The organism is Streptomyces sp. MCA2, from assembly GCF_023544705.1.
GTDB lineage: Bacteria > Actinomycetota > Actinomycetes > Streptomycetales > Streptomycetaceae > Streptomyces > Streptomyces decoyicus.
In genome coordinates this window covers 314408-338481 of sequence record NZ_JAMJFM010000001.1, presented here as the reverse complement: position 1 = coordinate 338481, position 24074 = coordinate 314408, and the positions used below count along the sequence as shown (strand labels likewise).

Below are 24074 nucleotides of genomic sequence, written 5' to 3'. Positions count from 1 at the left end.
CTCGCCGCACCAACTACCGAGCTTTCCGGGGGAATTCATGCGCAAGCGCGTCCGCTACATCGGGGTCCTCGCGATGGCCGCCGTCGGGGCATGCGGCATCAGCGCCTGCGGAGTGCTGCCCGGCAAGACCTTGAAGGACGACGCCGAGGTGTCGAAGAAGATCACGGCCATCCGGCTGGACAGCACCTCCGGCGGCCTCACGGTGCACGGCGGCAAGGGCGGCGGCAGGGTCTCGGTCCACCGCTCGGTGCGGTACCACGGCGAACGGCCCGAAGGGGACACACACCGGATCGAGGACGGGGTGCTGGTGCTCGGCGGCTGTGGCGAGGACTGCTCGGTGAACTACACGGTCGAGGTGCCGAAGGGCATCCCGGTCAGCGGTGAGACCTCGTCCGGGGCGGTGGATCTGAGCGGGGTGGGCCCGGTGAAGGTGACCACCAGCTCCGGGGACATCGACCTGGACGGGGTCGCCGGCGCGGTCGACGCACGGACCTCCGACGGCCAGATCACCGGACGCGGCCTGTCGGGCAGGCGCATCACGGCGCAGACCTCCAACGGGGAGATCGATCTGACCCCGGCCGTCGCCCAGAACATCCGGGCGCGGACGTCCAACGGCACCATCACCCTGCAACTGCCGAAGGGCCCGTACCGCGTCGCCGCCCAGACCAGCAACGGCGACAAACACCTGGGCATCGCCCAGGACCCGGCGGGACGCTTCCAGCTGGACCTGACCACCAGCAACGGGGACATCACCGCAAAGCCCGTGTGATGCCGCGGCATCACACGGGCCCGGGAGAGCGCTGACCAGGACGGCATCCCGCCCCGGCCGGGGCGGCGCGGCCCCTGCGTCAGTCCTCCCCCTCCAGCTCCCCTTCGGTCTCCAGGAACGCCTGGCGCAGCGCCGCCAGCGTCTCCGCGTCCGGCTTCTCCCACATGCCGCGGGACTCGGCCTCCAGGAGGCGCTCGGCGATGCCGTGCAGCGCCCAGGGGTTGGCCTGCTGGAGGAAGTCGCGGTTCTCGGGGTCGAGCACGTAGGTCTGGGCGAGCTTGTCGTACATCCAGTCGGCGACCACGCCCGTGGTGGCGTCGTAGCCGAACAAGTAGTCCACGGTCGCGGCGAGTTCGAAGGCGCCCTTGTAGCCGTGGCGGCGCATCGCCTCGATCCAGCGGGGGTTGACCACCCGGGCGCGGAAGACCCGGGAGGTCTCCTCGACGAGGGTGCGGGTGCGGACCGTCTCGGGACGGGTGGAGTCGCCGATGTACGCCTCGGGGGCCTTGCCCTTGAGCGCCTTGACCGTGGCGACCATGCCACCGTGGTACTGGAAGTAGTCGTCGGAGTCCGCGATGTCGTGCTCGCGGGTGTCGGTGTTCTTGGCGGCGACCGCGATGCGCTTGTAGGCGGTCTCCATCTCGTCCCGGGCCGGGCGGCCCTCCAGACCGCGGCCGTAGGCGTAGCCGCCCCAGACGGTGTAGACCTCGGCGAGGTCGGCGTCGGTGCGCCAGTCGCGGGAGTCGATCAGCTGGAGCAGACCCGCGCCGTACGTCCCCGGGCGAGAGCCGAAGATGCGGGTGGTGGCGCGCCGCTCGTCGCCGTGCTCGGCCAGGTCGGCCTGGGAGTGGGCGCGCACGAAGTTGGACTCCGCGGGCTCGTCCAGGCCGGCGACCAGCCGTACGGCGTCGTCGAGCAGGCCGATGACGTGCGGGAACGCGTCCCGGAAGAAGCCCGAGATGCGCAGCGTGACGTCGACACGGGGGCGGCCGAGCTCGGCGAGCGGGATCGGCTCCAGTCCGTTGACCCGGCGCGAGGCGTCGTCCCATACGGGGCGGACGCCCAGCAGGGCGAGGGCCTCTGCCACGTCGTCGCCGCTGGTCCGCATCGCGCTCGTGCCCCACAGGGACAGCCCGACCGACTGCGGCCAGTCGCCGTTGTCGGAGCGGTAGCGCTCCAGGAGCGAGTCGGCGAGGGCCTGACCGGTCTCCCAGGCCAGACGGGAGGGAACGGCCTTGGGGTCGACGGAGTAGAAGTTACGGCCCGTCGGCAGAACGTTGACCAGGCCACGGAGCGGGGATCCCGAGGGGCCCGCCGGGACGAAGCCGCCGTTCAGCGCGTGCACGGCGTGGTCGATCTCGTCGGTGGTGGCGGCGAGGCGCGGGACGACCTGGCGGGCGGCGAAGTCGAGGATGTCGGCGACCGCGGACGAGTGCCCCTCGGCGACAGCGGACACCGCCGCCGGGTCCCAGTCCGCGTCCTCCATCGCCTGGACCAGGCCGCGGGCGGTGGCCTCGGCCTCGTCGGCCGTCGTACGGGTCGCGGCGGACTCGTCGAGACCGAGTGCCTCGCGCAGACCGGGCAGGGCGGACGTACCGCCCCAGATCTGGCGGGCGCGGAGGATGGACAGGACGAGGTTGACGCGGGCCTCACCGGCCGGGGCGCCGCCCAGGACATGCAGACCGTCGCGGATCTGGGCGTCCTTGACCTCGCACAGCCAGCCGTCGACGTGCAGCAGGAAGTCGTCGAAGCCGTCGTCGTCCGGGCGGGCCTCCAGGCCCAGGTCGTGGTCGAGCTTGGCGGCCTGGATCAGCGTCCAGATCTGGGCGCGGATCGCGGGCAGCTTGGCCGGGTCCATGGCGGAGATCGCCGCATACTCGTCGAGCAGCTGCTCCAGGCGCGCGATGTCGCCGTAGGACTCGGCGCGGGCCATCGGCGGCACGAGGTGGTCGACGAGGGTGGCGTGCACCCGGCGCTTGGCCTGGGTGCCCTCGCCGGGGTCGTTGACCAGGAAGGGGTAGACGAGCGGGAGGTCACCGAGGGCGGCGTCCGGGCCGCAGGCCGCGGACAGGCCCGCGTTCTTGCCGGGCAGCCACTCCAGGTTGCCGTGCTTGCCCAGGTGGACCATGGCGTCCGCGCCAAAACCGCCGTCGTCCGCGGAGGCCGCGATCCAGCGGTACGCCGCCAAGTAGTGGTGCGAGGGCGGCAGATCGGGGTCGTGGTAGATCGCGATCGGGTTCTCGCCGAAGCCGCGCGGCGGCTGGATGAGGATGAGGAGATTGCCGCGGCGCAGGGCGGCCAGCACGATGTCGCCGTCGGGGTTGCTGCTGCGGTCGACGAACATCTCGCCGGGCGGCGGCCCCCAGTGCTCCTCGACGGAGTCCCGGAGCTCCTGCGGGAGCGTGGCGTACCAGCGCTTGTAGTCGGCGGCCGGGATACGGACGGGGTTACGGGCGAGCTGCTCCTCGGTGAGCCACTCCTGGTCGTGGCCGCCGGCCTCGATGAGGGCGTAGATCAGCTCGTCACCGTCGCCGGACACCAGGCCGGGAACCTCTTCGGTGCCGAAGTCGTAGCCGTCGGCCTGAAGGCGGCGCAGCAGGGCGACGGCACTGGCCGGGGTGTCCAGGCCGACCGCGTTGCCGATCCGGGAGTGCTTGGTCGGGTACGCGGACAGCACCAGCGCGAGGCGCTTCTCGGCGGCCGGGATGTGCCGCAGCCGGGCGTGCCGGACGGCGATGCCGGCGACCCGGGCGGCGCGCTCGGGGTCGGCGACGTACATCGGCAGACCGTCCTCGTCGACCTCCTTGAAGGAGAACGGGACGGTGATCAGCCGGCCGTCGAACTCGGGGACCGCGATCTGCGAGGCGGCGTCCAGCGGCGACAGCCCCTCGTCGTTCTCCTCCCAGGCGCTGCGCGGCCCGGTCAGGCACAGGGCCTGGAGGATCGGTACGTCGAGGGCGGCCAGCGCGCCCGCGTCCCAGGACTCGTCGTCGCCGCCGGCGGAGGCCTCGGCGGGCTTGGTGCCGCCCGCGGCGAGAACCGTGGTGACCAGGGCGTCGGCGGCCCGCAGCTCCTCGATCAGCTCCGGCTCGGGGGCGCGGAGGGAGGCGACGAACAGGGGCCGGGCGCGGCCGCCCGCCGCCTCGATCTGCTCGCACAGGGTCCGTACGAAGCCGGTGTTGCCGCTCATGTGGTGGGCGCGGTAGTAGAGCACGGCGACCAGCGGGCCGGTCTCGTTGCGGGCTTCCCACTCCAGCGGGCCCCAGGACGGCGCCGGGGCCGGCGGGTCGAAGCCGTGGCCGGTCAGCAGCACCGTGTCGGAGAGGAAGCGGGCGAGCTGGTCGAGGTTGGCGGGCCCGCCGTGCGCGAGGTAGGCGTGCGCCTCGGCCGCGATGCCGACCGGGACCGTCGACTGCTCCATGAGCTGGGCGTCGGGGGCCTGTTCACCGGTGAGCACGACGACCGGCCGGTGCTGGTCCTCGGCGAGCAGCACCTCCAGGCCCTCCTCCCAGGCACGGATGCCGCCGAGGAGGCGTACGACGACGAGGTCACAGCCCTCCAGCAGCGCGGGCAGTTCGGCGACATCGAGCCGGGCGGGGTTGGCGAGCCGGTACGGCACGGGACCCGTGGCCGCGCGGGCGCTGAGCAGGTCGGTGTCGGAGGTCGACAGCAGCAGAAGCATGCGAGCGCAGGCCTTCCTCGGGGTGTCCGCGCCCCGGGTGGTCGTAAGGACGGCGGGAGTTCCTGGCTCGCCCGGCGGTTTCCGGGTTCACAGTGGCGGGACCGCGCCGGATTCTCACCGGGCTTCCTCCCTAGGGCCGTAGGACCCTGCGCCGTCGCTGGCGTCGGTGGGCCAGCCGACCCACCGACCTGCATAGTAAGGGCTGTGGACGGCCGAGGTAAGCGGGCCTCCGGGCAGGCCGGACCGGTGCGGGGGCGCGCACGCCGCGGGCCGGGCGCCTGGCCGGATCCGGCCCGGATCGGCGCCCGCCCCCGTGGGTATGCTCGCGGCCATGCCGCCCTCCCCCTCGACACGGCCCCAGGCCGCCGCACCGCCGCTGCGCGACCGCGGTGACGCCTGCCCGGGAGCGCTGCGGCTGCACCGGGCCGCCGACGGCCATCTCGCCCGAATCCGGCTGCCCGCCGGAGATCTGACGGTTCGTCAGGCTGCTGCCCTGGCCGATGCCGCGGACCTGCTCGGCGACGGCCATCTCTCCCTCACCTCCCGCGGCAACGTCGAGCTCCGCGGCCTCGCGGAGGGCTGCGGCGGCCGGCTCGCCGCGCTGCTGCGCGACGCCGGCCTGCTGCCCTCCGAACGCCATGAACGCATCCGCAACATCCTCGCTTCCCCGCTGGCCGGACTGGACCGCCACACCCCTTCTGACGTGCGACGGTGGGCCCGTGAGCTGGACGCGCTGCTCTGTGCGAGCGAGTCCGCGACCGCCCTCTCGGGCCGTTTCCTGTTCGTGCTGGACGACGGGCGGGGCGATGTGGCGGCGCTCGGCGGAGATGTGAGCTTGCTCGCAGAAGCAGAAGCAGACGCAGAACCGGGAGCGGCCGGGGACCGGTCCGGCCCGGCGGGCGGCGCCCTGCTGCGGGTCGGCGACGATCCGGCGGCGCTGCGGATCGCAGGACCGGACGCTCCGCGTGCCGCGCTCGCCGCCGCCGAGGCCTTCCTGACCGCCGCCGCGGCGAGCGGCAGCGGCGCCTGGCGGGTCCGCGAACTCCCCGACGGACACGGCCTGACGGCCCGGGACGTGGCGGCGGCACTGCGGTCGGCGGGCATCCGGGCCGCTTTTGTGCCCGAGGCTCCCGCACCCGGCACCCGCACCTCCCCGCCGTACGCGGACTCCGCCGCCCCCGGCATCGTCGAGGGCCCCGACGACGACCGCGCGCTCTCGGTCCTGGCGCCGCTGGGCCGGCTGTCGGTGACCCAATGGCGGCTGCTGACCGCGATCGCCGCCGGCGACGGCTCGGGGGCGCTGCGCCTCACCCCGTGGCGCGGCGTCGTCCTGCCCGGACTGCCGGCCGCCGCGGCACCCCGCCGGCTGGCGGAGCTGACCACCGCCGGACTGATCACCGACCCGGCCTCTCCCTGGCACCGGCTCGGCGCCTGTACGGGCCGCCCCGGCTGCGCCAAGTCCCTCACCGACGTACGCGCCGACGCGACGGCCGCGCTCGCCGCCGGCGCGGCCGTCCCGGACGGACTGCCCACCGGCCCCGCCCCCGAGGGCCTCCCCGTGTACTGGTCCGGCTGCGCACGCCGCTGCGGTCACCCGCACGGCACCTGGATCGACGTACTGGCCACGGCGGAGGGCTACCGGGTAGCACTGGTGGGACCGGACACCGCACCGGACACCGCACCGACCGCCGCACGCACCGCGGCACCCCCGCCCACGGCTCCGGCCCCGGCCCCGGCCCCATGAACCACAGCAACCCCAAAGCCCCATGCCCTGGCCCATGAACCACCCGAGCCACCCGAGCCACCCGAGCCACCCGAGCTATGCGAACCACCCGAGCCATGCGAACCACCTGAATTACCCGATCCAGCCGATCCACCCGATTCATGTGAACCACCGAGCCCTCCCGCACCCGACACCCCCGAGGCCAGAGTGACCGCGTTCGACTACGAGAAGGACGGTGCGGCGATCTACCGCCAGTCCTTCGCCACCATCCGCGCCGAGGCGGATCTCGCCGGGCTGCCCGCCGACGTCAGCCAGGTAGCGGTCCGGATGATCCACGCCTGCGGCATGGTCGACCTGGTACGCGATCTGGCCTTCACCCCCGACGTGGTGGCAGCCGCCCGCAAGGCGCTGCACGCCGGTGCGCCGATCCTCTGCGACGCCAACATGGTCGCCAGCGGCGTCACCCGTAAGCGGCTGCCGGCGAACAACGACGTGCTGTGCACGCTCGCCGACCCCTCCGTCGCCGACCTGGCCGCCCGGATGGGGACGACCCGCAGCGCCGCGGCCCTGGAGCTGTGGCGGGACCGTATGGAAGGCGCCGTGGTCGCGTTCGGCAACGCCCCCACCGCCCTCTTCCGGTTCCTCGAAATGATCGAGGAGGGCGCGCCCCGCCCGGCCGTCGTGATCGGCATACCCGTCGGCTTCATCGGCGCCGCGGAGTCCAAGGACGCGCTGATCGCCCACCCGTCGAAGCTGGACCACATCGTGGTGCGCGGCCGTCGTGGCGGCAGCGCCATGGCCGCGGCCGCGATCAACGCCATGGCAAGCGAGGAAGAGTAAGCGTGAGCGAGCAGCAGGCAACCGGTGACGGCAGCGTCGCGAACACGGCCGGCCCTGGCCGCCTCTACGGGGTCGGCCTCGGCCCCGGCGACCCGTCCCTCATGACGGTCCGGGCCGTCCAGGTGATCGACCGGGCCGATGTCATCGCCTACCACAGCGCCCGCCACGGACGCTCGATCGCGCGCTCCATCGCCGCCGAGCACCTGCGCGCCGACCACATCGAGGAGGCGCTGGTCTACCCGGTCACCACCGAGTCGACCGACCACCCCGGCGGCTACCGGGGCGCCCTGGACGAGTTCTACGAGTCCGCGGCGGCCCGCCTCGCCGCCCACCTCGACGCCGGCCGCACCGTCGCCGTCATCTCCGAGGGCGACCCGCTCTTCTACGGCTCCTACCAGCACATGCACAAGCGGCTGGCCCACCGCTACCCGACCGAGGTCATCCCCGGCGTCACCTCCATCAGCGCCGCCGCGGCCCGCCTGGGCAAGCCGCTCGCCGAGGCCGACGAGGTCCTGACGATCCTCCCCGGCACGCTCCCGGAGGAAGAACTCACCGCCCGTCTGGCCTCGACCGACACCGCCGTCGTCATGAAGCTCGGCCGCACCTTCCCCACCGTCCGCCGCGCCATGGAACGCTCCGGCCGCCTGCCGGAGGCCCACTACGTCGAACGTGCCACCATGCCCGGCGAACGCACGCAGATGCTGACGGACATCGACGCCGAGACGGTCCCGTACTTCTCCGTCACCGTCGTCCCCAGCCGCATCGCCGACCTGCCACCCGCGACGATCACCTCGCCCGTCAGCGGAGAGGCCGCCACCCCGCCCGACGACACCGACGAGCTGCTCGCCGCACCGGACGGGACGGGCAAGCCGGCCGCATCGCCCGACGGCCGCGGTGAATTGGTGGTCGATGAAGCGGTGGCCGGTGAAGCGGTGGCCGGTCAGGTGGTGGTCGTCGGCACCGGCCCCGCCGGCCCCCTCTGGCTGACCCCCGAATCCCGCGGCGCCCTCGCCGCCGCCGAAGACCTCGTCGGCTACACCACCTACCTGGACCGCGTCCCGCTGCGCCCCGGCCAGCGCCGCCACGCCTCCGACAACAAGGTCGAGTCCGAACGCGCCGAACTCGCCCTCGACCTCGCCCGGCGCGGCCGTCGGGTGGCCGTGGTCTCCGGCGGCGACCCCGGCATCTTCGCCATGGCCACCGCCGTCCTGGAGGTCGCCTCCCAGGACCCGTACCGCGCCATCCCCGTACGCGTCCTGCCGGGCGTCACCGCCGCCAACGCCGCCGCCGCCCGCGCCGGCGCCCCGCTCGGCCACGACTACGCGGTCATCTCCCTCTCCGACCGCCTCAAGCCCTGGGAAGTCATCGCCGAACGCCTCCACGCGGCGGCCTCCGCCGACCTGGCCCTCGCCCTCTACAACCCCGGCTCCCGCAGCCGCACCTGGCAGGTCGGCAAGACCCGCGAACTCCTCCTGGAACACCGCGCCCCCGACACCCCGGTCATCCTCGCCCGCGACATCGGCGGCCCCGAGGAATCCGTCCGCACCGTCCGCCTGGCCGACCTGGACCCGCTCCAGGTCGACATGCGCACCCTCCTGATCGTCGGCTCGTCCCAGACCCAGGCGGTACGGCGCGACGACGGCACGGAGATCGTGTGGACACCGCGGAGGTACCCGGAGAAGTGAGCCGGACGGCTGCCCAGTCCGCGCTTAGTCCAGACACCTGAGGTACTGCCCGAACCTGTCGAAGGTCGGGCAGTTCCCGTGCCTGCCGTGCGGCGAGGCGGGGCCGGACCTTCGAATGCGTTACCGGGACAGTTTCCTCTCCCGCGGCTGACGCCCCTGCTTGCCCGAACGCTCTTCGTGGCCGGCCCGGACTCGCCCCGCCTTGACTGCCTTGACCGCAGTCTTCGGCGTCGGCGCGACCGGCCGGGCCTTCAGGAGCTGCGATACCCGTTGGAAGGAGACACCGAGGACACGACCGGCGTCCCGTTGGCTCAGTGACTCGGTCAAGGTGGCCGCGGCTTCCTGCATGGCCTTCTGCGCGGCTTTCCTGGCGTCCTCGGCGTCCTTTTCGGCCTTCTCCGCAGCCTTGAGAGCCTGCACTGCCTCCTTGGGCAGCACCGGCTCGATCTCTACCTCGACATCCTCGATCTCGACATCAAGCATGACGGCAATGGCTTCACGGGCTGCCTCATCGGCCTTGTCGAGGCGTTTGGCCTGGCTGAACACCCCCGGGAGGTCAGGGACCTCCAAGGCCCACCAATCACCCGCGCGGCGCGCTGTGACGCGGTAGGCGGTCATCTCCACCACCCTTCTCCGAGCTCCGGTTCGAGCGCCTTACAGATTCCCTGGCCGGTGAGTTCGTTGATTTCGGTGTGCTTGGGGATCACGACGCGCGTGCTGCCGCACACCCAGGTTTGGTGGCTGCCCTTCTGGCGAACCAGGTCGAAGGCGACGCCTCGGGGTTTGGCTGCGTCCCTGATCTTTTTGATCAGGTCCCTGTACTTCATAAGTGTAAGTCCAATGAAACTAGACACGTCAAGTCAAGCATGAATAGACAGACCTTCTCTTGTTGCGCCCACCGCGCGGGATTCCTCGCACCGAAGCGGCCCGGCGACAGGGGCAGACCGTGCACATGGAGACGATTCAACTGGCGGATATCTCACGGCAGTTGTTGTCAGACTCTCGCCGTGAGCTCGGCCTGGCCTTCGACCGGCCTGCCGACCACGGGACTCCTCTTGATCACGTTGCCCGGCGGGGCGACGTGATCAAGAGGAGGGTGCGGCCGGTCAACCGAGCCGGCCGTCCTTCACGCCGCCTATGAAGCCTGACCAGGCAGCGACTGGGAAGAGCAGCACACCACCGGTCGGGTTCTTACTGTCACGGACCGGGACGACGCCGGGGAAACCATCGGAGACCTCAACACAGTTGTCGGCTCCGCCATCGCTGTAGCTGCTCTTACGCCAGGCAACGCTTGCCAGGTTGGGGATCGTCTTCATGGTCTGCTGTCCTCCACTCGCCTCAGTGGAACTGGTCAGCCGTCACGCCACCTATGAAGGCCGACCAAGCTGCGGCCGGGAAAAACAGCACACCGCCGGTCGGGTTCTTGCTGTCGCGGACCGGGACTGCACCGGGGAAACCATCGGAGACCTCAACACAGTTGTCGGCTCCGCCATCGCTGTAGCTGCTCTTACGCCACACGGCGTCGACCAGGTCGCTGGCTGTCTTCATGGTCTGCTGTCCTCCACCAACTGCTCGATGAACGCTGCTGATTCAGACGGCGAGAGGGCCTCGTCGCGGAGCCGATCGTAGGCCAGGCGATATGGCTCAACCTCCTCTGGCTCTTCGATCAGTTCACCCGAGCTGTTGCCTTCGAGGTAGGCAACGGCCCCACCGTCCGCCATCCACAACAGCCAGAGCGAACCACCCACCAGGCTATGCACTCCGGCAGAGAACGGAAGGATCTGAATGGTCATGTGCGGGGACCTGGCAGCCTCCAAGATCCGCACCAGCTGGTCATGCCAGATGACAGGGTCGCGCACCGGCCGTCGAAGCGCCGACTCGTCGAGGATGACCCGAACGTTCGGCGGTCGGTGACGTTGCAGCAACTCCTGTCTGCCCAGTCGGGCAGCGACGTTCTCTTCGATCTCGTCGGGGCTTATGGGCGTTGTCACCGACGACAGCACCACTCGGGCGAAGTCCTCGGTTTGCAGCAACCCAGGGATGGCGCTCGCGTATGTATGCAGGATCGTCGCCTTCGCCTCCAGCTGCATGAACTCCCGGTACTTGTCCTTGAACGCATCCAGCCGTGCCAGCCCCCACAACCGCACCAGCAGCCCGCCCGTGCCGTACGTCCGGTCCAGGGCCTGCATGACCGGCAGCTTCGAGAGTCGTTCGCCGGTTTCCAGGCGGTGCAAGTAGGTGCGGTCGTACTTGATCTCGTCGGCCAGCCGGGCCAGCGACCTGCCGGACGACTCCCGTAACCGGCGGAGTTCACATGCAAGGACCCAACGGGCCGAGCCCTCGTCCTCGGAATTCTTTTCGACCATTCGCCAATTCCCCCATCCCCCTGTTGTCCCGTTCCGACGGCAACGCCAACTCCCTGTCGGAGGCGGCTTGTTGTGACGACTCTAGAACTGCGAAAGGGCTTTGGCAGCCCAGTCAGGACTCGAACGGAGAAGAGGAATGGGAATGGCGGAGCGCAGTCCGGCGGCCGGGAAGATCAGGGACGCGGAGCAGGCGTGCGGCGAGCTGCGGACGGCGCTGAAGGCGGCAGACATCACCCTGCCGTCGCTGGCCGTGGACGTGGTCTCGCTGGCGGAGCACTTTCCGCGGCCGCTCGTGGAGCTGGGCCGCTGCACCCCCGAAGTCGCACGCCGGCTCGCGGACGCGGTGCGGACGTGCGCCCCATGAGCGAGGACAAGGAGAAGGGGGAGAAGGGTGATTCCACGACCGTCCGTGATCCGAGCGGCGACGACGAGCCGAACGACGCGCCAGAGGAATCCGTAACGCCGCCGAGAATGAGCCGAAGCCGCGGAGAATTAGCCGAAAGGGTCCGCGAGGCCAATTACCTCAGCGTGAATTGGCCTCGCTGAAAATGCGGTGGACCCAGTTGGCGGCCTCGTCCGGACCTGCCACCACCGGCACCCCCTCCGGCACCGGCGGCCGCTGTACGACCACCACCGGCACCCCCGCCTCCCGCGCCGCCGTCAGCTTGGCGGCGGTCGCGGCGGCACCGCTGTCCTTCGTGACGAGGACGTCGATGCGGTGGGCGCGGAGCAGCTCCCGTTCGCCGTCCAGGGTGAAGGGGCCGCGGTCCAGGAGGGTGGTCATCCGGGGCGGGTACGGGGGCTCGGGGGCGTCGACCGAGCGGACGAGGAACCAGAGGTCGGTGAGGTGGGCGAAGTGGGAGAGGCCCATCCGGCCGGTGGTGAGGAAGATGCGGGTGCCGAGGGCGGGGAGGGCGGCGGCGGCCTCGTCCAGGGAGGTGACCTGGTGCCATGTGTCGCCGGGTCCCGGCACCCAGCCGGGCCTGCGGACGGCGAGCAGGGGAACATGGGCGGTGGCGGCGGCCTGGGCCGCACTGCAACTGATCGTGTCGGCGAAAGGATGGGTGGCGTCGATGAGCGCGTCCACCGCGTGCTCGCGCAGCCAGCGGGTGAGGCCCTCGGGGCCGCCGAACCCTCCGATGCGTACCTCCCCGGCGGGCAGCCGGGGCGCGGCGACCCGGCCGGCGAGCGAGGTCGTCACGCGCAGGGACGGCTCCGGTGCCAGGCCGGCGGCCAGGCGGCGGGCCTCCGTCGTACCGCCGAGGATCAGTACGTGGCGCGGCGGGCGGGCTGCGTCGGGCATGGGATGTGGGTTCCTCCGTGGCTGAAGCGCAACCGCAGGGTACGGGCAAGGCCGCCGGAGGGCGTAGCGCGCAGCTCGCGCACACCGGGCTGCGGCACGGCTGGACGACCGGTGCCTGTGCGACGGCGGCGAGCACGGCCGCGTACACGGCGCTGCTCGGCGGCGAGTTCCCGGATCCGGTGACGATCACGCTGCCGAAGGGGCAGACCCCGGCCTTCGCGCTGGCGGTGGAGGAGCTCGCGCCGGGGCGGACGGCCGCCATGGCGGGGGTGGTGAAGGACGCGGGCGACGATCCGGATGTGACGCACGGGGCGCTCGTCCGGGCCACCGTGCGGGCGCTGCCCGCCGGATCGGGGGTCGTCTTCAAGGCCGGTCCGGGGGTCGGGACCGTGACCCGGCCCGGCCTGCCGCTGGACGTCGGTGAGCCGGCGGTCAATCCCGTACCGCGGCAGATGATGCGGGAGCATCTCGCGGAGGTCGCCCGGCGCCACGGCGGCGGGCCGGGGGCGACGGCCGACGTCGAGGTGGAGATCTCCGTCGATCACGGGGAGGAGATCGCCCGGAGCACCTGGAATCCGCGGCTGGGGATTCTGGGCGGGCTGTCGATCCTGGGGACCACCGGGATCGTCGTGCCGTATTCCTGCTCGGCCTGGATCGACTCCATCCGGCGGGGCGTGGATGTGGCGCGGGCGGCCGGACGGCGGCATGTGGCCGGGTGTACGGGATCGACGTCGGAGAAGGTCGCCGTCGCCCTGCACCACCTGCCCGAGGACGCGCTGCTGGACATGGGCGACTTCGCGGGGGCGGTGCTGAAGTACATCCGGCGCCATCCCGTGGAGCGGCTCACCATCTGCGGCGGGTTCGCCAAGCTGTCCAAGCTGGCGGCCGGGCATCTGGATCTGCACTCCGCGCGGTCCCAGGTCGACAAGGGGTTCCTCGCGGAACTCGCCCGGCGGGGCGGGGCGGACGAGGCGCTGGCGGGGGCGGTGGCGGAGGCCAACACGGGCCTGGCGGCGCTCCAGTTGTGCGCCGCGGCGGGCGTCCCGCTGGGGGATCTGGTGGCGGCGACGGCGCGTGACGAGTCGCTGGCCGTGCTGCGGGGCGCGCCCGTCGCGGTCGATGTCATCTGTATCGACCGGGCGGGGATGGTGGTGGGACGGGCGGAGCCGCGGGGGCCGGGGGACACCGGCCAGGGAAGCCCTCTCCGTTGAAGGGCTCCCCCACCTCCGCACCTGTCAGGTGCGCAACCCGTACCGGTTCGCCGCACAGTCGTTGCCGCGGCCGGTGAGTCTGCCCAGCACCGTGCCGAGGGCACAGGTGGTCAGCCGGAGCGGGTTGTCGCGGAACCCGGGGCGGCTGGAGCGGCCTTCCCGGCGCTCGCTCATCCGGCTCGGCTGGTCGGTCATCCGGCCCGGGCTGTTGTGCATCCACGGCGAGCTGTCGTGCCGCTGTCCCGGGGTGTCCGTCGCCTGCGCGACATGCTCCCTGCCGTCGGCACCGGCGACATTGCCGCCGAAGAGCGTCAGCAGGACTGCGGCGCCGACCGCACCGGCGGCCAGTCTGGTACGCATCGTGGCGTACTCCTTTGCTTCGGCCCCCCTTGGGTGTCGCAGCTTCCTTACCGGCCCCCGGGAGCCGAGTAACGGACATTCACCCCGATGCGGTCATACAGTCATACGGACGGTCCCGGGAGGCCTACGGACGGGCGATGGGGCGCGCGTAGCGGAAGCAGCGCCTTCCGGTACGGGACTCCACCGAAAGCACGGACGCAGGGGAATTCATTCGCTTCTGGCGGCCTAAAGGATGTTTCAGGGCTCGGCATAAATCTATGACCCGCGTTACGCGGAAAATGCAGACATCTCCTGCCATCACGCTCGGCGGTGGGCACTCGGCGCACCCGGTCCGCGGATTCACCCGAGGACCCCAAGGGGGCATGACGGCCCATTCCATGACCGTTGTCCCGCAGCTGCCACGCAAGGGGGCCGTCCACAGGAATCGGGCAAAGCCGCACGTCAGGGCGGCCGTTGCGGCACATTTCAGGCCGGTGAAAAATCTGGCGATAAGTTGCCGCGAAACCACGTGCCGTGATTGCATTTCATGAACACACGGACGCCATTACGGGTGTCACATTCCCGGTGCCGGGCGACCGTGTTGCGGCCGGATTACCCAGCCACAATTCGGCCTGCGTTGGTTGAAAAAATCCACAGCTTTTACGGGAAGGTCACATCATGCGCAACGGCTTCACCCCTGCCGCCACGGAGATTTCCGACAGCGAGCTGGAGAACATCGCCGGTGGCATCGCCGGCGCCGGTGCCAACGCGGGCGCCGAGATCGCCGGGCACGGCGCCAACCTGAACGTCGGCGGCTTCGTCGGCGGCGGCGCGTCGATCTCCCCCGAGGGCGTCAGCGCGCAGCTCTCCGGCTCCGCCCTGGCCTCGGTGCAGACCAGCGGTCTCTGAGAGCTGAGACCGAAGGGGAACCTGCTCCCCCGGCGGCGCGGCCGCCCACGAGCAGGACGCACCGGAACCCCGGGACCTCCCGTCCCGGGGCTTTGGTGCGTCCGGACTCAGGGAGTGTCCGCGGGCGCGGGGTCCTGCACACCGCACCCGCCGTGCGGCCGCTCGCGGTCCGCCGAATAGAGATGGCTGTCGCGGAACTGCTCGGCGCCCAGGGTGCGGCCGACCATGATGACGGCCGTACGGACCACGCCCGCGGCCTTCACCTGGCCGGCGATGTCGGCGAGGGTGCCGCGCAGCACGAGTTCATCGGGGCGGGAGGCCATGGCGACGACGGCGGCCGGGCAGTCGGCGCCGTAGTGCGGCAGGAGTTCGGCGACGACCCGGTCGACGTACATGGCGGCCAGGTGGAGGACCAGCAGCGCGCCGCTGCTGCCCAGCGTGGCGAGGTCCTCGCCCTCGGGCATGGGGGTGGCGCGCTGGGCGACGCGGGTGAGGATGACGGTCTGGCCGACGGTGGGGACGGTCAGCTCGCGCTTGAGGGCGGCGGCCGCGGCGGCGAACGCGGGGACGCCCGGCACCACCTCGTACGGCACCCCGGCCGCGTCCAGCCGGCGCATCTGCTCGGCGACTGCGCTGAAGACGGACGGGTCGCCGGAGTGCAGCCGGGCGACGTCGTGGCCCTCCTCGTGGGCGCGCACCATCTCGGCGGTGATCGTGTCGAGGTCCAGCTGAGCGGTGTCGACGAGCCGGGCGCCGGGCGGGCACTCGGCGAGCAGCTCGCGCGGCACCAGGCTGCCCGCGTAGAGGCAGACCCCGCAGGAGGCGAGCGTACGGGCACCGCGCACGGTGATCAGGTCGGCGGCGCCGGGACCTGCGCCGATGAAGTGGACGGTCATGGTTGCTCGGTCTCCTGGGGGAGGGAGGACGGGGACGGGGAGACGGTCTGCGGCTTCACGGCCGACCACTGGGTGACCGGCATCGCCTGCCGCCAGCCCGTGAAGCCGCCGACCGGCACCGCATGGGCGACCGCGAGCCGGACCAGTTCGCCGCCGTACTGCCGGTAGTGGTCGGCGAGCAGCGCCTCGGACTCCAGCGTCACGGTGTTCGCGACGATCCGGCCGCCCGCCGGCAGCGCCTCCCAGCACGCGGCCAGCAGACCGGGGGCGGTCAGCCCGCCGCCGATGAACACCGCGTCCGGCGTCGGCAGACCCTCCAGCGCGGCGGGCGCGGGACCGTGGACGATGCGCAGCGCCGTTACGCCGAGCGAGGCCGCGTTACGGCCGATCCGCTCGGCCCGTACGGCGTCCCGCTCGACGCTGACGGCGCGGCAGCTGCGGTGCGCCCGCAGCCACTCGATGGCGATGGAGCCGGAGCCGCCGCCGATGTCCCACAGGAGTTCACCGGGGGCGGGCGCCAGCGCGGCGAGGGTGGCGGCGCGGACATGGCGCTTGGTGAGCTGGCCGTCGTGTTCGTAGGCGGCGTCGGGGAGGCCCGGGACGGTGGACAGGGGCGGGGTGCCGGGCGCGCGGCGGCAGTCGAGGGCGATGACGTTGAGGGGGTCGGCGGGCGGGGCGTCCCAGCCGTCGGCGGTGCCCTCGGCCGTCCGTTCACGGTCGCCGCCGAGCTGCTCCAGTACGCGCATACGGGTCGGGCCGAAGCCGTGGGCGCGCAGCAGGGCGGCGACCTCGGCGGGGGTGCCGGCCCCGGCGGACAGCACCAGCAGGCGGTGGCCGTCGTACAGCGCGCGGGCCAGGTTCTCGGTGGGCCGTCCGACGAGCGTGATGACCTCGGTGTCCTCCAGCGGCCAGCCGAGCCGGGCGCAGGCGTAGGAGACGGAGGAGGGGTGGGGGAGGATGCGGAGCCGAGGCTCCCCCTGGGCGGCCGCCGGCTCTTCCGCCAGCACCTCGGTCAGGGTCCGCCCGATCCCGTAGAACATCGGGTCGCCGCTGGCCAGCACGCAGACCCGGCGCCCGGCGTGCGCGGCCAGCAGTCCGGGGACGGCGGGGCGCAGGGGCGCGGGCCACGGGACGCGCTCACCGGCGCACTCCTCGGGCAGCAGCGCGAGCTGGCGGGGGCCGCCGATCAGCACCTCGGCGGTCCACAGGGCCTGCTGGGAGGCGGCGGGCAGTCCGTCCCAGCCGTCGGCCCCGATGCCGACGACGGAAAGGGGTTCAGGAGCGGCCGGGGCGGGTGGTGCGGGGCTCACTGCCGAGTACCTCAGAGGTCGGGAGGGGCCGGTCCCGGGAAGGGGCGCCGGTCCGGGGGACGGGAGCCGAACTTTACTGACCGGTCGGATCGCACGGTCCCGCTGCCCCCCACGAACCGCAGGCAGGCGGCCGCCCGGACCGGGCCGGACCCCGTCACCTGCCGCGCGCGCTCACGCCAGCAGCGCGATCAGGAACTGCCCCGCGAACAGAAACGCCGCGCAGAAGCCCACGCCCGCCGGGAACCACTGCCAGATGCCGCGCGGGGAGTCGAAGCAGACCAGGTAGCCGAGGACGGCGACCACGCCGGTCAGCGCGCCCAGCCAGAAGGGGAGGCCCTCGTGGTGGGTGGACAGGAGGGCGACGGCGGCCAGCAGGCCGAGCACCGCCAGGATCTGGCCCTTGCCGGGTGCGGGCCGCGCGGTCTCGCCCGTAGCACTCATAGCGCCGGATGCTACCCGGGCGCGGGGGCCTCGACGGCTTCCCACGCCAGCCGGAAGCGGACATCCCAGCTCCGTTTCCCGCGCCAACTCCGCTCCGCTTCCGCACCGCTCTGACCAGGGACGATAGGCCGTTTGACGGTAATGACAACGGTCACCGATGCAGCCTTTGGATCTTTGCCCGAAGTGCGGTTTGCTTCGCACGAGGAGCCAGGAAGGAGCGCGCCCATGACCGAGCACGCCCACAGCCACGGGCACAGCCACGGGCACAGCCACAGCCATGCGCACGGGGTCGCACCGGACGCCGACCGGCGCTGGCTGCGCAGCGCGCTCATCCTGCTCACCGCGTACATGGCGGTCGAGGTCGTCATCGGTGTGGTGGCGCAGTCCCTGGCACTGATCTCGGACGCCGCCCACATGCTCACCGACGCGGTCTCGATCGTGCTGGCCCTGGTCGCGATGCGGCTGGCCGCGCGGCCGGCGCGCGGCGGCTACACCTACGGGCTCAAGCGCGCCGAGATCCTCTCCGCGCAGGCCAACGGCATCACCTTGCTGCTGCTGTCGGTCTGGCTGGCGTACGAGGCGGTCGAGCGGCTGATCTCGCCGCCGAAGGTGACCGGCGGGCTGGTGCTGGTCACCGCGCTGGCCGGGATCGTGGTGAATCTGATCTGCACCTGGCTGCTGTCGAAGGCCAACCGCTCCAGCCTGAACGTCGAGGGCGCCTACCAGCACATCCTCACCGACCTGTTCGGGTTCGTCGCCACCGCCGTCGCCGGTCTGATCGTGCTGACGACGGGCTTCGAGCGGGCGGACGCGATCGCCTCGCTCGTGGTCGTCGCGCTGATGCTGCGGGCCGGTACGGGGCTGGTGCGCGAGTCCGGACGGATCTTCATGGAGGCCGCGCCGACGGGCGTCGACCCGGACGCCCTGGGCGAGCGGCTGGCCGCCACGGACGAGGTCGTCGAGGTGCACGATCTGCACATCTGGCTGATCACCTCGGGGCAGCCTGCGCTGTCCGCGCACATCCTCGTGGCGCCCGGCGGCGACTGCCACAAGGTCCGCCGCAGTCTCCAGGAGCTGCTGAGCGGCGAGTACGGCATCGGCCACGCCACCCTCCAGGTCGACCACGTCGGCGAACAGGGCTCGCCCGACGACGTCCTGACGCTGGGCCCGCGGCCCGACACCGGCCCCGGCACCGGCCCGGAGGAGCAGACCGGCCATTGCGAGGACGCCCATGGCCCGGTGCACCGGTCGGGGCCGCATCGGCGTTGAGGGACGGGGCCGCCCGCCCTCACTCGGGTGAACCCGGCCGGGGAGGAGCCCGCCTGCCGCCGGTGACGGGGGCCGCGGTGCTCGGATGACGGCATGAGAACCGCCGTTGTCTGCGCGCTGCTGTGCGCCGCCACGCTCCCCGCTCCGTCCGCCGCCGCGTCCGCCCCGCAGGCCCCGCCCGCCGTCTCGGTCACGGTGGCCGTCACCGACGGCCGGGACGACGCCGAGTCGGGCAAACGTCTCGACTACCGCATCACCGTGCACAACATGGGCCCCACCGAGGTCCGCGGGGCCCGCATCGAACAGGACATGCCGGCCACCACCACCTCCGCCACCGCGCCCGGCGGCACCGTCGAAGGGCATGAGGTGGGTGAGCAGAAGGTGGTCTGGCGCGCAGATCTGCCCGCGCACGACATCCAGGTGTTCACCGCCTCGGCCGTACTCGGCGCCCGCACCGGACCCACCGCCACCGCGGCCCCCGGCACCCTGCGCGCCGCCGCCACGGTCTGTGTCTACGTGGGCGATTCCTACACCCCCACGGCCTGCTCGGGCGATCTGGACGACTTGCCGGAGACACACGCCGAGGCCGGGGGCGGCGACGGCTGGATGTGGTGGGCGGGGGCCGCCGCGACCGCTGCCCTGTTCGGACCGGGAGTGGTGCGGGCGGTACGGCGGCGGCGCGCCGCGCAGCCGCACTGAGGGCGGCGGGCGCGGGGTCGGTCGGCCGCCGCCGGAGCCGGAGCCGGAGCCGGAGCCGGACCGTGCCCGGTCACCCGTGGGCACGGTCCGGAACCGCGGCGCCCGGTCACCCATGCCCACGCCCGGAGCCGCGCGCCCGTTCCCGGTGCGCACGCCCGGAGCCGCGCGCCCGTCCGTGGTGGGCATGCCCGGTCACCCATTGGCACCGGCCCCGCTCGCGGGCGGCCGGGGTTCGCACTTGCCTGGGAGATGGCCGTAGGGCGCACGTCTTGTGGGTCTCCCCGGGCCCGGCCGAGCCATGGGACGCGCCGCAGTCCGCCGCCGGGCAGGAGGGACCAGACGCGATGGCAGCGAGCGCCCCCGTATGCCAGGACGGGCGGATGACGGAGCGGGAGCGGTCGCCGCGGCGGCGTGGGCGCGCGGTGGCCGGCGGGGTGCTGCTGCTGATGGGGGCGTTGCTGCTGCCGTTGAGTCTGGCCGCCACCTGGGCGCGGGCCGAGCTGACCGAGACCGACAGCTATGTGGCGACGGTGGCGCCGCTGGCCGGGAATGCCGCCGTCCAGGACGCGGTCGTCGACGATGTGACGAACGGGGTGATGGCCCATGTCCGGCTCGACGGGCTGCTGCGTGCCGTACCGCGCGCCGAGCGCCCCGCGCTGCGGAAGCACTTCACCCGCGGTATCCGCGAATTCGTGGACAAGCAGGTGCGGCAGGTCGTCACCGGCCGCCACTTCCCCTCGATGTGGAACGGGGTGCACCGGACCGCCCACCGGACCCTGGACGGGAGCCTGACCGCGTCCGGCCGCTCCGCGGTCACCCTCGATCTCACACCGGTCGTGGAGCGGGTCACCCACCAGCTGTCCCGCAACGGGATGGGGCTCGACATCCTGCGCCGGGTGCCGCGGGCCGGGGTGGAGATCGTGCTGCTGAAGGGCCCGGACGTGCCGCGGATCCGGGCCGTCTACAAGGTCGTTCACACCGGTGCGCTGCTGTTGCCGCCCGCCGCGGCGCTTTGCCTGGCCGGCGGGCTGCTGCTGGTGCGGCAGCGGCGGCGGGCGCTGATCTGTACGGGGCTGGGGTGCGCGGCGGCCGCCGCCCTGCTGGCCGTTGCGCTCGCGCTGGTCCGCAGCCGTGCCCTGGACGCGCTGCCCGCGGTGATCTCCCGGCCCGCCGCGGGCGCCTACGCCGATGCGCTGACCGGTCCGTTGCGCACCGGGGTCTGGCTGGTGGCCTGCGCGGGCGCCCTGACCGCGGCGCTGGCCGCCGCGGGGCCGCCGACGGCGCGGGCACTGCTCCTACGACGGTTCGCCCGCGCCGCCGACGGCCCTTGACCCAGGGCCCTGGCTCCAGGCCCCGGTTCGGGCCCCGACGGCCGCTCGGACCCGCTCAGACCGCCAGGACCGTCTTGCCCTGTGCCCGGCCGGTGCGGCTGGCCTCCAGGGCCTCCGGCGCCTCTTCCAGGCCGACCTCGCGTCCTACGAGGACCGTCAGACGGCCCGCGTCGACATGGCCGGCGAGGATCTCCAGCAGCTGTGGGGAGGGACGGTTGACGAAGTTGAAGCCGCGCAGGTTGTGCTCGGTCAGCTCGTCGGCGTCGGCCGAGCCGATGAGCGAGACGGCCGTCCCCCCGTCGCGTACGGTCCGGGTCAGCCCGGCGAACTCAGCGGGGCCGCCGATCATGTCGATCAGCACATCGACACCGTCCGGATGGGCCGCGAGCACCTGGTCGGCGAGCGGACCCGCGGTGTGGTCGACGGTCTCCGCGGCGCCCAGCGTGCGCATCAGCTCCGCCTTGGCCGGGCGCGCGGTGGCGATCACCTCGGCGCCGCGGCCGGCCGCCAGCTGGGTGGCGAAGGTGCCGACGCCGCCGGTCGCGCCGACGATCAGTACCCGCGTGCCCTCGGTGACCCGGGTCTCCTCGACCAGGTTGTATGCGGTCATGCCGGCCGTCGGCAGCGCCGCGGAGGTGGCGTAGGTGACGCTGCGGGCGGCGTGCGCGAGGCGGCTCTCGTCGGTGACGGCGAGTTCGCAGTACGAGCCGCCGCCCTGCTCCGGCCGCTGGAACTGGCCGAACACCGCGTCGCCGACGGTGAACCGCCGTACACCGTCCCCGATCGCGAGTACCTCGCCCGCCCCGTCCGACCCGAGGACGAGGGGGAAGCCGACCGGCATGGCATCCCCGAACATGCCATCGGCGATCTTCCAGTCGACGGGGTTGAGTCCGGCGGCGGACAGCCGCACCAGAACCTCACCGGGCCCTGGTTCGGGCTGTGGCAGATCCATGAGCTGCGGCTTTTCACCGAATGCGCTGACTGCTACGGCTCTCATCGTGGCGTTCCCTTCCACCCTTCCGACCGGTGGCCGAAGTGGATCGTAAGCACGCCGGTGGGGCCGGACGCGGCAGGAGGAGAGGCGGTGCGGCGGAAGCAACTCGTACGGCCCCTCACCCCGGGGCTGTCCGGCCCTCCGTTCGGCACGGTGCGGCCGTACGGGCACCCGGCCCGGCCCGGCGGTCCGCGCCGTCGGCGTCCCGTGCCCCGTTTCGCCCCGCTCCGGACGCCGGCCGGCTCCAGCGTGGTGAATTCCCTCGTCCGCGGGGAGCGATGAAGGGGGATTGCGGCACCGAAAGGTCCGCCTCGGGTAGATATGACGCCATGCGCGTACTGGTGGTGGAGGCCGAGGAGTTGCTCGCGGACATGATCGCCGCGGGACTGCGGCGTGCGGCGATCGCGGTGGACATCGTCCACGACGGCCGCGCGGCGCCGACCGCACTGCGGCTCGGGGCGTACGACGTGCTCGTCCTGGACCGCGATCTGCCCGGCCTGCCCGGCGACGAGATCTGCCGGCAGATGGCGGAACAGGGGCTGCCCACCCGGGTGTTGATGCTCACCGCCCCCCGCACCGCCCGCGCACGCGTCGAGGACCCGGGGCCGGGCGCCGACGACCATCTGGCCAAGCCGTTCGTCCACGAGGAGCTGCTCGCCCGGGTGCTGGCGCTGGGCCGGCGCGCCCGTCCCGCCCTTCCGCAGGTCATCGAGCGGGCCGGCGTCACCGTCGACACCGCACGCCGGCTGGCGGTACGCGACGGCCGGCCGCTGGCGCTGTCCCGCACGGAATTCGGTGTGCTGGAGGTGCTGCTGCGCGCCCAGGGCGCGGTGGTCAGCGGCGACGAGCTGATCGAGGAGGTCTGGGAGGAGCACACCACCTACCGCACCAACGCCGTACGCGTCGCGCTCGGCAAGCTGCGCGCCAAGCTCGGCGATCCCCCGGTGATCGAGACCGTGCCGGACGCCGGGTACCGACTGGGCGACGGGGCGGGGACGGGCGGCGAGGCGGGGGTGGGCGGCGCGTCGGAGGCAGGCGTGCGGCCGGGAGCGGTCTGACGGCCCGTAACTCATCCCGCCCGCCCGACCGCCCACCCGATTGCCCGCATGACGGGTCCGGTCCCGGGCCGCGGGATTCAATGGCGCAATGATCCGGTTCGACTCCGTCACCAAGCGTTACCCCGACGGGACCACCGCCGTCGACGACCTCTCCTTCGAGGTCGGTGCGGGTGAGTTGGTGACCCTGGTCGGACCGTCCGGCTGCGGCAAGACGACGACCATGATGATGGTCAACCGGCTGATCGACCCCACCCACGGGCGGATCTACGTCGACGGCTCGGATGTCGCGGGCGTCGATCCCGTCGAACTGCGCCGCAGCATCGGCTATGTCATCCAGCAGACCGGTCTCTTCCCGCATCGCACCGTCCTCGACAACACCGCGACCGTGCCCGTTCTGACCGGCTGGAAGAAGGCCAGGGCACGCGAGCGGGCCGCCGAACTCCTGGACCTGGTCGGCCTGGATCCGGCCGTCTACGGCTCGCGCTACCCCGAGCAGCTATCCGGTGGTCAGCGTCAGCGGGTCGGGGTGGCCCGTGCCCTGGCCGCCGACCCGCCGGTGCTGTTGATGGACGAGCCGTTCGGTGCCGTCGACCCGGTCGTCCGCGACCGGCTACAGAAGGAGTTCCTGCGGCTTCAGGCCACCATGCACAAGACGGTGCTGCTGGTCACTCATGACATCGAGGAGGCCATCCGGCTCGGCGACCGGATCGCGGTTTACGGGGAGGGCCGGATCGAGCAGTACGACACCCCCGCGAGCGTTCTCGGCGCCCCCGCCACCCCGTACGTCGCCGAATTCGTCGGCACCGACCGTGCGTTGAAGCAGCTCTCGGTCACCGGTATCGACCGCGACGACCTCGAACGCCCGCCGTTCGTCCGGCTCGGTGAACCCGCCGCGGGCGCCGCGACCCGGCTGCGGGCCGAGGGCGCCCGCTGGGCGGTGGTGCTCGACGAGGAGGGCGAACTGCACGGCTGGGTGGGCACGGAGGAACTGACCGGAGTGGAGGGCACGGTCGCCGATCACGCCCGCCGCATGGAGGCCTGGGTGCCGGTGACCGGCACCCTCAAGGCGGCCTTCAGCGAGATGCTCAAACACGACGCCGGCTGGATCGCGGTCCTGGACGGTCACCGGTTCCTGGGCGTCCTCACCCCGACCACGCTCCATGAGGCCCTGCGCCGCACCATCGACTCGGACGAGCGCGGGGTACCGCGGGAGCGGGCCGAGGTGGATTCGGTTCCTACGCAGTGAGCT

24 protein-coding genes and 1 riboswitch are annotated in these 24074 nt (G+C 72.5%); of the genes, 12 read left to right on the top strand and 12 right to left on the bottom strand.

Annotated elements, in window-relative coordinates; all coding sequences use genetic code 11:
• Positions 1 to 37 precede the first annotated feature (37 nt).
• Positions 38 to 769, top strand: coding sequence for a DUF4097 family beta strand repeat-containing protein (locus M8I34_RS01545; RefSeq protein ID WP_250047463.1), 732 nt, complete (start codon positions 38 to 40; stop codon positions 767 to 769).
• 79 nt (positions 770 to 848) lie between these two features.
• Here the strand turns inward: M8I34_RS01545 and cobN are convergent, their stop codons facing one another.
• Entirely contained in the window at positions 849 to 4451 is a 3603-nt protein-coding gene (gene cobN / locus M8I34_RS01540; RefSeq protein WP_250047462.1) for a cobaltochelatase subunit CobN, read from the bottom strand.
• 37 nt (positions 4452 to 4488) lie between these two features.
• A riboswitch (cobalamin riboswitch) is annotated at positions 4489 to 4616 on the bottom strand.
• 166 nt (positions 4617 to 4782) lie between these two features.
• Between cobN and cobG the strand changes: the two genes are divergently transcribed.
• From cobG to M8I34_RS01525, 3 genes are all read left to right on the top strand, one after another.
• Positions 4783 to 6195: a precorrin-3B synthase gene (cobG, locus tag M8I34_RS01535; RefSeq protein ID WP_250047461.1), complete on the top strand. Its 1413-nt coding sequence runs from the start codon at positions 4783 to 4785 to the stop codon at positions 6193 to 6195.
• Between the two features lie 186 nt (positions 6196 to 6381).
• Positions 6382 to 7014 carry a precorrin-8X methylmutase gene (locus M8I34_RS01530; protein WP_250047459.1) on the top strand — a complete coding sequence of 211 codons (633 nt, stop codon included), beginning with the start codon at positions 6382 to 6384 and terminating at the stop codon, positions 7012 to 7014.
• Positions 7015 to 7016: 2 nt separating this feature from the next.
• Positions 7017 to 8699 (top strand): precorrin-2 C(20)-methyltransferase, encoded by a 1683-nt coding sequence (locus M8I34_RS01525; protein ID WP_250047458.1) that lies wholly within the window; start codon positions 7017 to 7019, stop codon positions 8697 to 8699.
• A 120-nt stretch (positions 8700 to 8819) separates the two neighbouring features.
• On the opposite strand, the gene M8I34_RS01520 is transcribed toward M8I34_RS01525, so the two are convergent.
• The 5 genes from M8I34_RS01520 to M8I34_RS01500 all read right to left on the bottom strand — a co-directional run bounded on the left by M8I34_RS01520 (position 8820) and on the right by M8I34_RS01500 (position 11065).
• Positions 8820 to 9317 carry a type II toxin-antitoxin system HicB family antitoxin gene (locus M8I34_RS01520; RefSeq protein WP_250047457.1) on the bottom strand — a complete coding sequence of 166 codons (498 nt, stop codon included), beginning with the start codon at positions 9315 to 9317 and terminating at the stop codon, positions 8820 to 8822.
• Entirely contained in the window at positions 9314 to 9526 is a 213-nt protein-coding gene (locus M8I34_RS01515) for a type II toxin-antitoxin system HicA family toxin (RefSeq protein WP_244413681.1), read from the bottom strand. Before M8I34_RS01515 ends, M8I34_RS01520 begins: the two co-directional genes overlap by 4 nt.
• Positions 9527 to 9805: 279 nt before the next feature.
• A complete protein-coding gene (locus M8I34_RS01510) occupies positions 9806 to 10015 on the bottom strand; it encodes a DUF397 domain-containing protein (protein WP_250047456.1) in 210 nt (69 codons plus the stop codon).
• Positions 10016 to 10037: 22 nt separating this feature from the next.
• Positions 10038 to 10247 carry a DUF397 domain-containing protein gene (locus M8I34_RS01505; RefSeq protein WP_250047455.1) on the bottom strand — a complete coding sequence of 70 codons (210 nt, stop codon included), beginning with the start codon at positions 10245 to 10247 and terminating at the stop codon, positions 10038 to 10040.
• Positions 10244 to 11065, bottom strand: a complete 822-nt coding sequence (locus tag M8I34_RS01500) for a helix-turn-helix transcriptional regulator (protein WP_250047454.1) — start codon at positions 11063 to 11065, stop codon at positions 10244 to 10246. Before M8I34_RS01500 ends, M8I34_RS01505 begins: the two co-directional genes overlap by 4 nt.
• A gap of 136 nt (positions 11066 to 11201) precedes the next feature.
• Here M8I34_RS01500 and M8I34_RS01495 point away from each other — a divergent pair, with 136 nt between their 5' ends.
• Positions 11202 to 11429: a hypothetical protein gene (locus tag M8I34_RS01495; protein WP_250047453.1), complete on the top strand. Its 228-nt coding sequence runs from the start codon at positions 11202 to 11204 to the stop codon at positions 11427 to 11429.
• 159 nt (positions 11430 to 11588) lie between these two features.
• Here M8I34_RS01495 and M8I34_RS01490 read toward each other — a convergent pair whose 3' ends face one another.
• Positions 11589 to 12368 carry a cobalt-precorrin-6A reductase gene (locus M8I34_RS01490; RefSeq protein ID WP_250047452.1) on the bottom strand — a complete coding sequence of 260 codons (780 nt, stop codon included), beginning with the start codon at positions 12366 to 12368 and terminating at the stop codon, positions 11589 to 11591.
• 17 nt (positions 12369 to 12385) lie between these two features.
• Here M8I34_RS01490 and M8I34_RS01485 point away from each other — a divergent pair, with 17 nt between their 5' ends.
• Positions 12386 to 13579, top strand: coding sequence for a cobalt-precorrin-5B (C(1))-methyltransferase (locus M8I34_RS01485; RefSeq protein WP_250047451.1), 1194 nt, complete (start codon positions 12386 to 12388; stop codon positions 13577 to 13579).
• 24 nt (positions 13580 to 13603) lie between these two features.
• Here the strand turns inward: M8I34_RS01485 and M8I34_RS01480 are convergent, their stop codons facing one another.
• Complete coding sequence (locus M8I34_RS01480) at positions 13604 to 13939, bottom strand: hypothetical protein (RefSeq protein ID WP_250047449.1); 336 nt, start codon at positions 13937 to 13939, stop codon at positions 13604 to 13606.
• A gap of 657 nt (positions 13940 to 14596) precedes the next feature.
• On the opposite strand from M8I34_RS01480, the gene M8I34_RS01475 reads away from it, so the two are divergent.
• The gene (locus tag M8I34_RS01475; protein WP_250047445.1) at positions 14597 to 14827 is read left to right on the top strand and encodes a hypothetical protein; all 231 of its coding nucleotides are present in this window, start codon (positions 14597 to 14599) and stop codon (positions 14825 to 14827) included.
• 107 nt (positions 14828 to 14934) lie between these two features.
• Here the strand turns inward: M8I34_RS01475 and cobM are convergent, their stop codons facing one another.
• The 3 genes from cobM to M8I34_RS01460 form a co-directional block, all read right to left on the bottom strand.
• A complete protein-coding gene (gene cobM / locus M8I34_RS01470) occupies positions 14935 to 15723 on the bottom strand; it encodes a precorrin-4 C(11)-methyltransferase (RefSeq protein ID WP_250047443.1) in 789 nt (262 codons plus the stop codon).
• On the bottom strand, positions 15720 to 17033 hold the full coding sequence (gene cbiE, locus M8I34_RS01465; RefSeq protein ID WP_250047441.1) for a precorrin-6y C5,15-methyltransferase (decarboxylating) subunit CbiE: 1314 nt from the start codon (positions 17031 to 17033) through the stop codon (positions 15720 to 15722). Before cbiE ends, cobM begins: the two co-directional genes overlap by 4 nt.
• A gap of 171 nt (positions 17034 to 17204) precedes the next feature.
• Positions 17205 to 17474: a hypothetical protein gene (locus M8I34_RS01460; protein ID WP_250047438.1), complete on the bottom strand. Its 270-nt coding sequence runs from the start codon at positions 17472 to 17474 to the stop codon at positions 17205 to 17207.
• Between the two features lie 225 nt (positions 17475 to 17699).
• Between M8I34_RS01460 and M8I34_RS01455 the strand changes: the two genes are divergently transcribed.
• The 3 genes from M8I34_RS01455 to M8I34_RS01445 all read left to right on the top strand — a co-directional run bounded on the left by M8I34_RS01455 (position 17700) and on the right by M8I34_RS01445 (position 20773).
• A complete protein-coding gene (locus M8I34_RS01455) occupies positions 17700 to 18743 on the top strand; it encodes a cation diffusion facilitator family transporter (protein ID WP_250047436.1) in 1044 nt (347 codons plus the stop codon).
• Between the two features lie 93 nt (positions 18744 to 18836).
• Positions 18837 to 19442, top strand: a complete 606-nt coding sequence (locus M8I34_RS01450) for a hypothetical protein (RefSeq protein ID WP_250047433.1) — start codon at positions 18837 to 18839, stop codon at positions 19440 to 19442.
• 344 nt (positions 19443 to 19786) lie between these two features.
• Positions 19787 to 20773 carry a hypothetical protein gene (locus M8I34_RS01445; protein WP_250047430.1) on the top strand — a complete coding sequence of 329 codons (987 nt, stop codon included), beginning with the start codon at positions 19787 to 19789 and terminating at the stop codon, positions 20771 to 20773.
• A gap of 55 nt (positions 20774 to 20828) precedes the next feature.
• Here the strand turns inward: M8I34_RS01445 and M8I34_RS01440 are convergent, their stop codons facing one another.
• Positions 20829 to 21770 (bottom strand): NADP-dependent oxidoreductase, encoded by a 942-nt coding sequence (locus M8I34_RS01440; RefSeq protein ID WP_244413667.1) that lies wholly within the window; start codon positions 21768 to 21770, stop codon positions 20829 to 20831.
• A 326-nt stretch (positions 21771 to 22096) separates the two neighbouring features.
• On the opposite strand from M8I34_RS01440, the gene M8I34_RS01435 reads away from it, so the two are divergent.
• Both M8I34_RS01435 and M8I34_RS01430 read left to right on the top strand, forming a co-directional pair.
• Positions 22097 to 22825, top strand: a complete 729-nt coding sequence (locus M8I34_RS01435; RefSeq protein ID WP_250047429.1) for a response regulator transcription factor — start codon at positions 22097 to 22099, stop codon at positions 22823 to 22825.
• Between the two features lie 88 nt (positions 22826 to 22913).
• Positions 22914 to 24071 (top strand): betaine/proline/choline family ABC transporter ATP-binding protein, encoded by a 1158-nt coding sequence (locus M8I34_RS01430; protein ID WP_250047427.1) that lies wholly within the window; start codon positions 22914 to 22916, stop codon positions 24069 to 24071.
• Positions 24072 to 24074 lie beyond the last annotated feature (3 nt).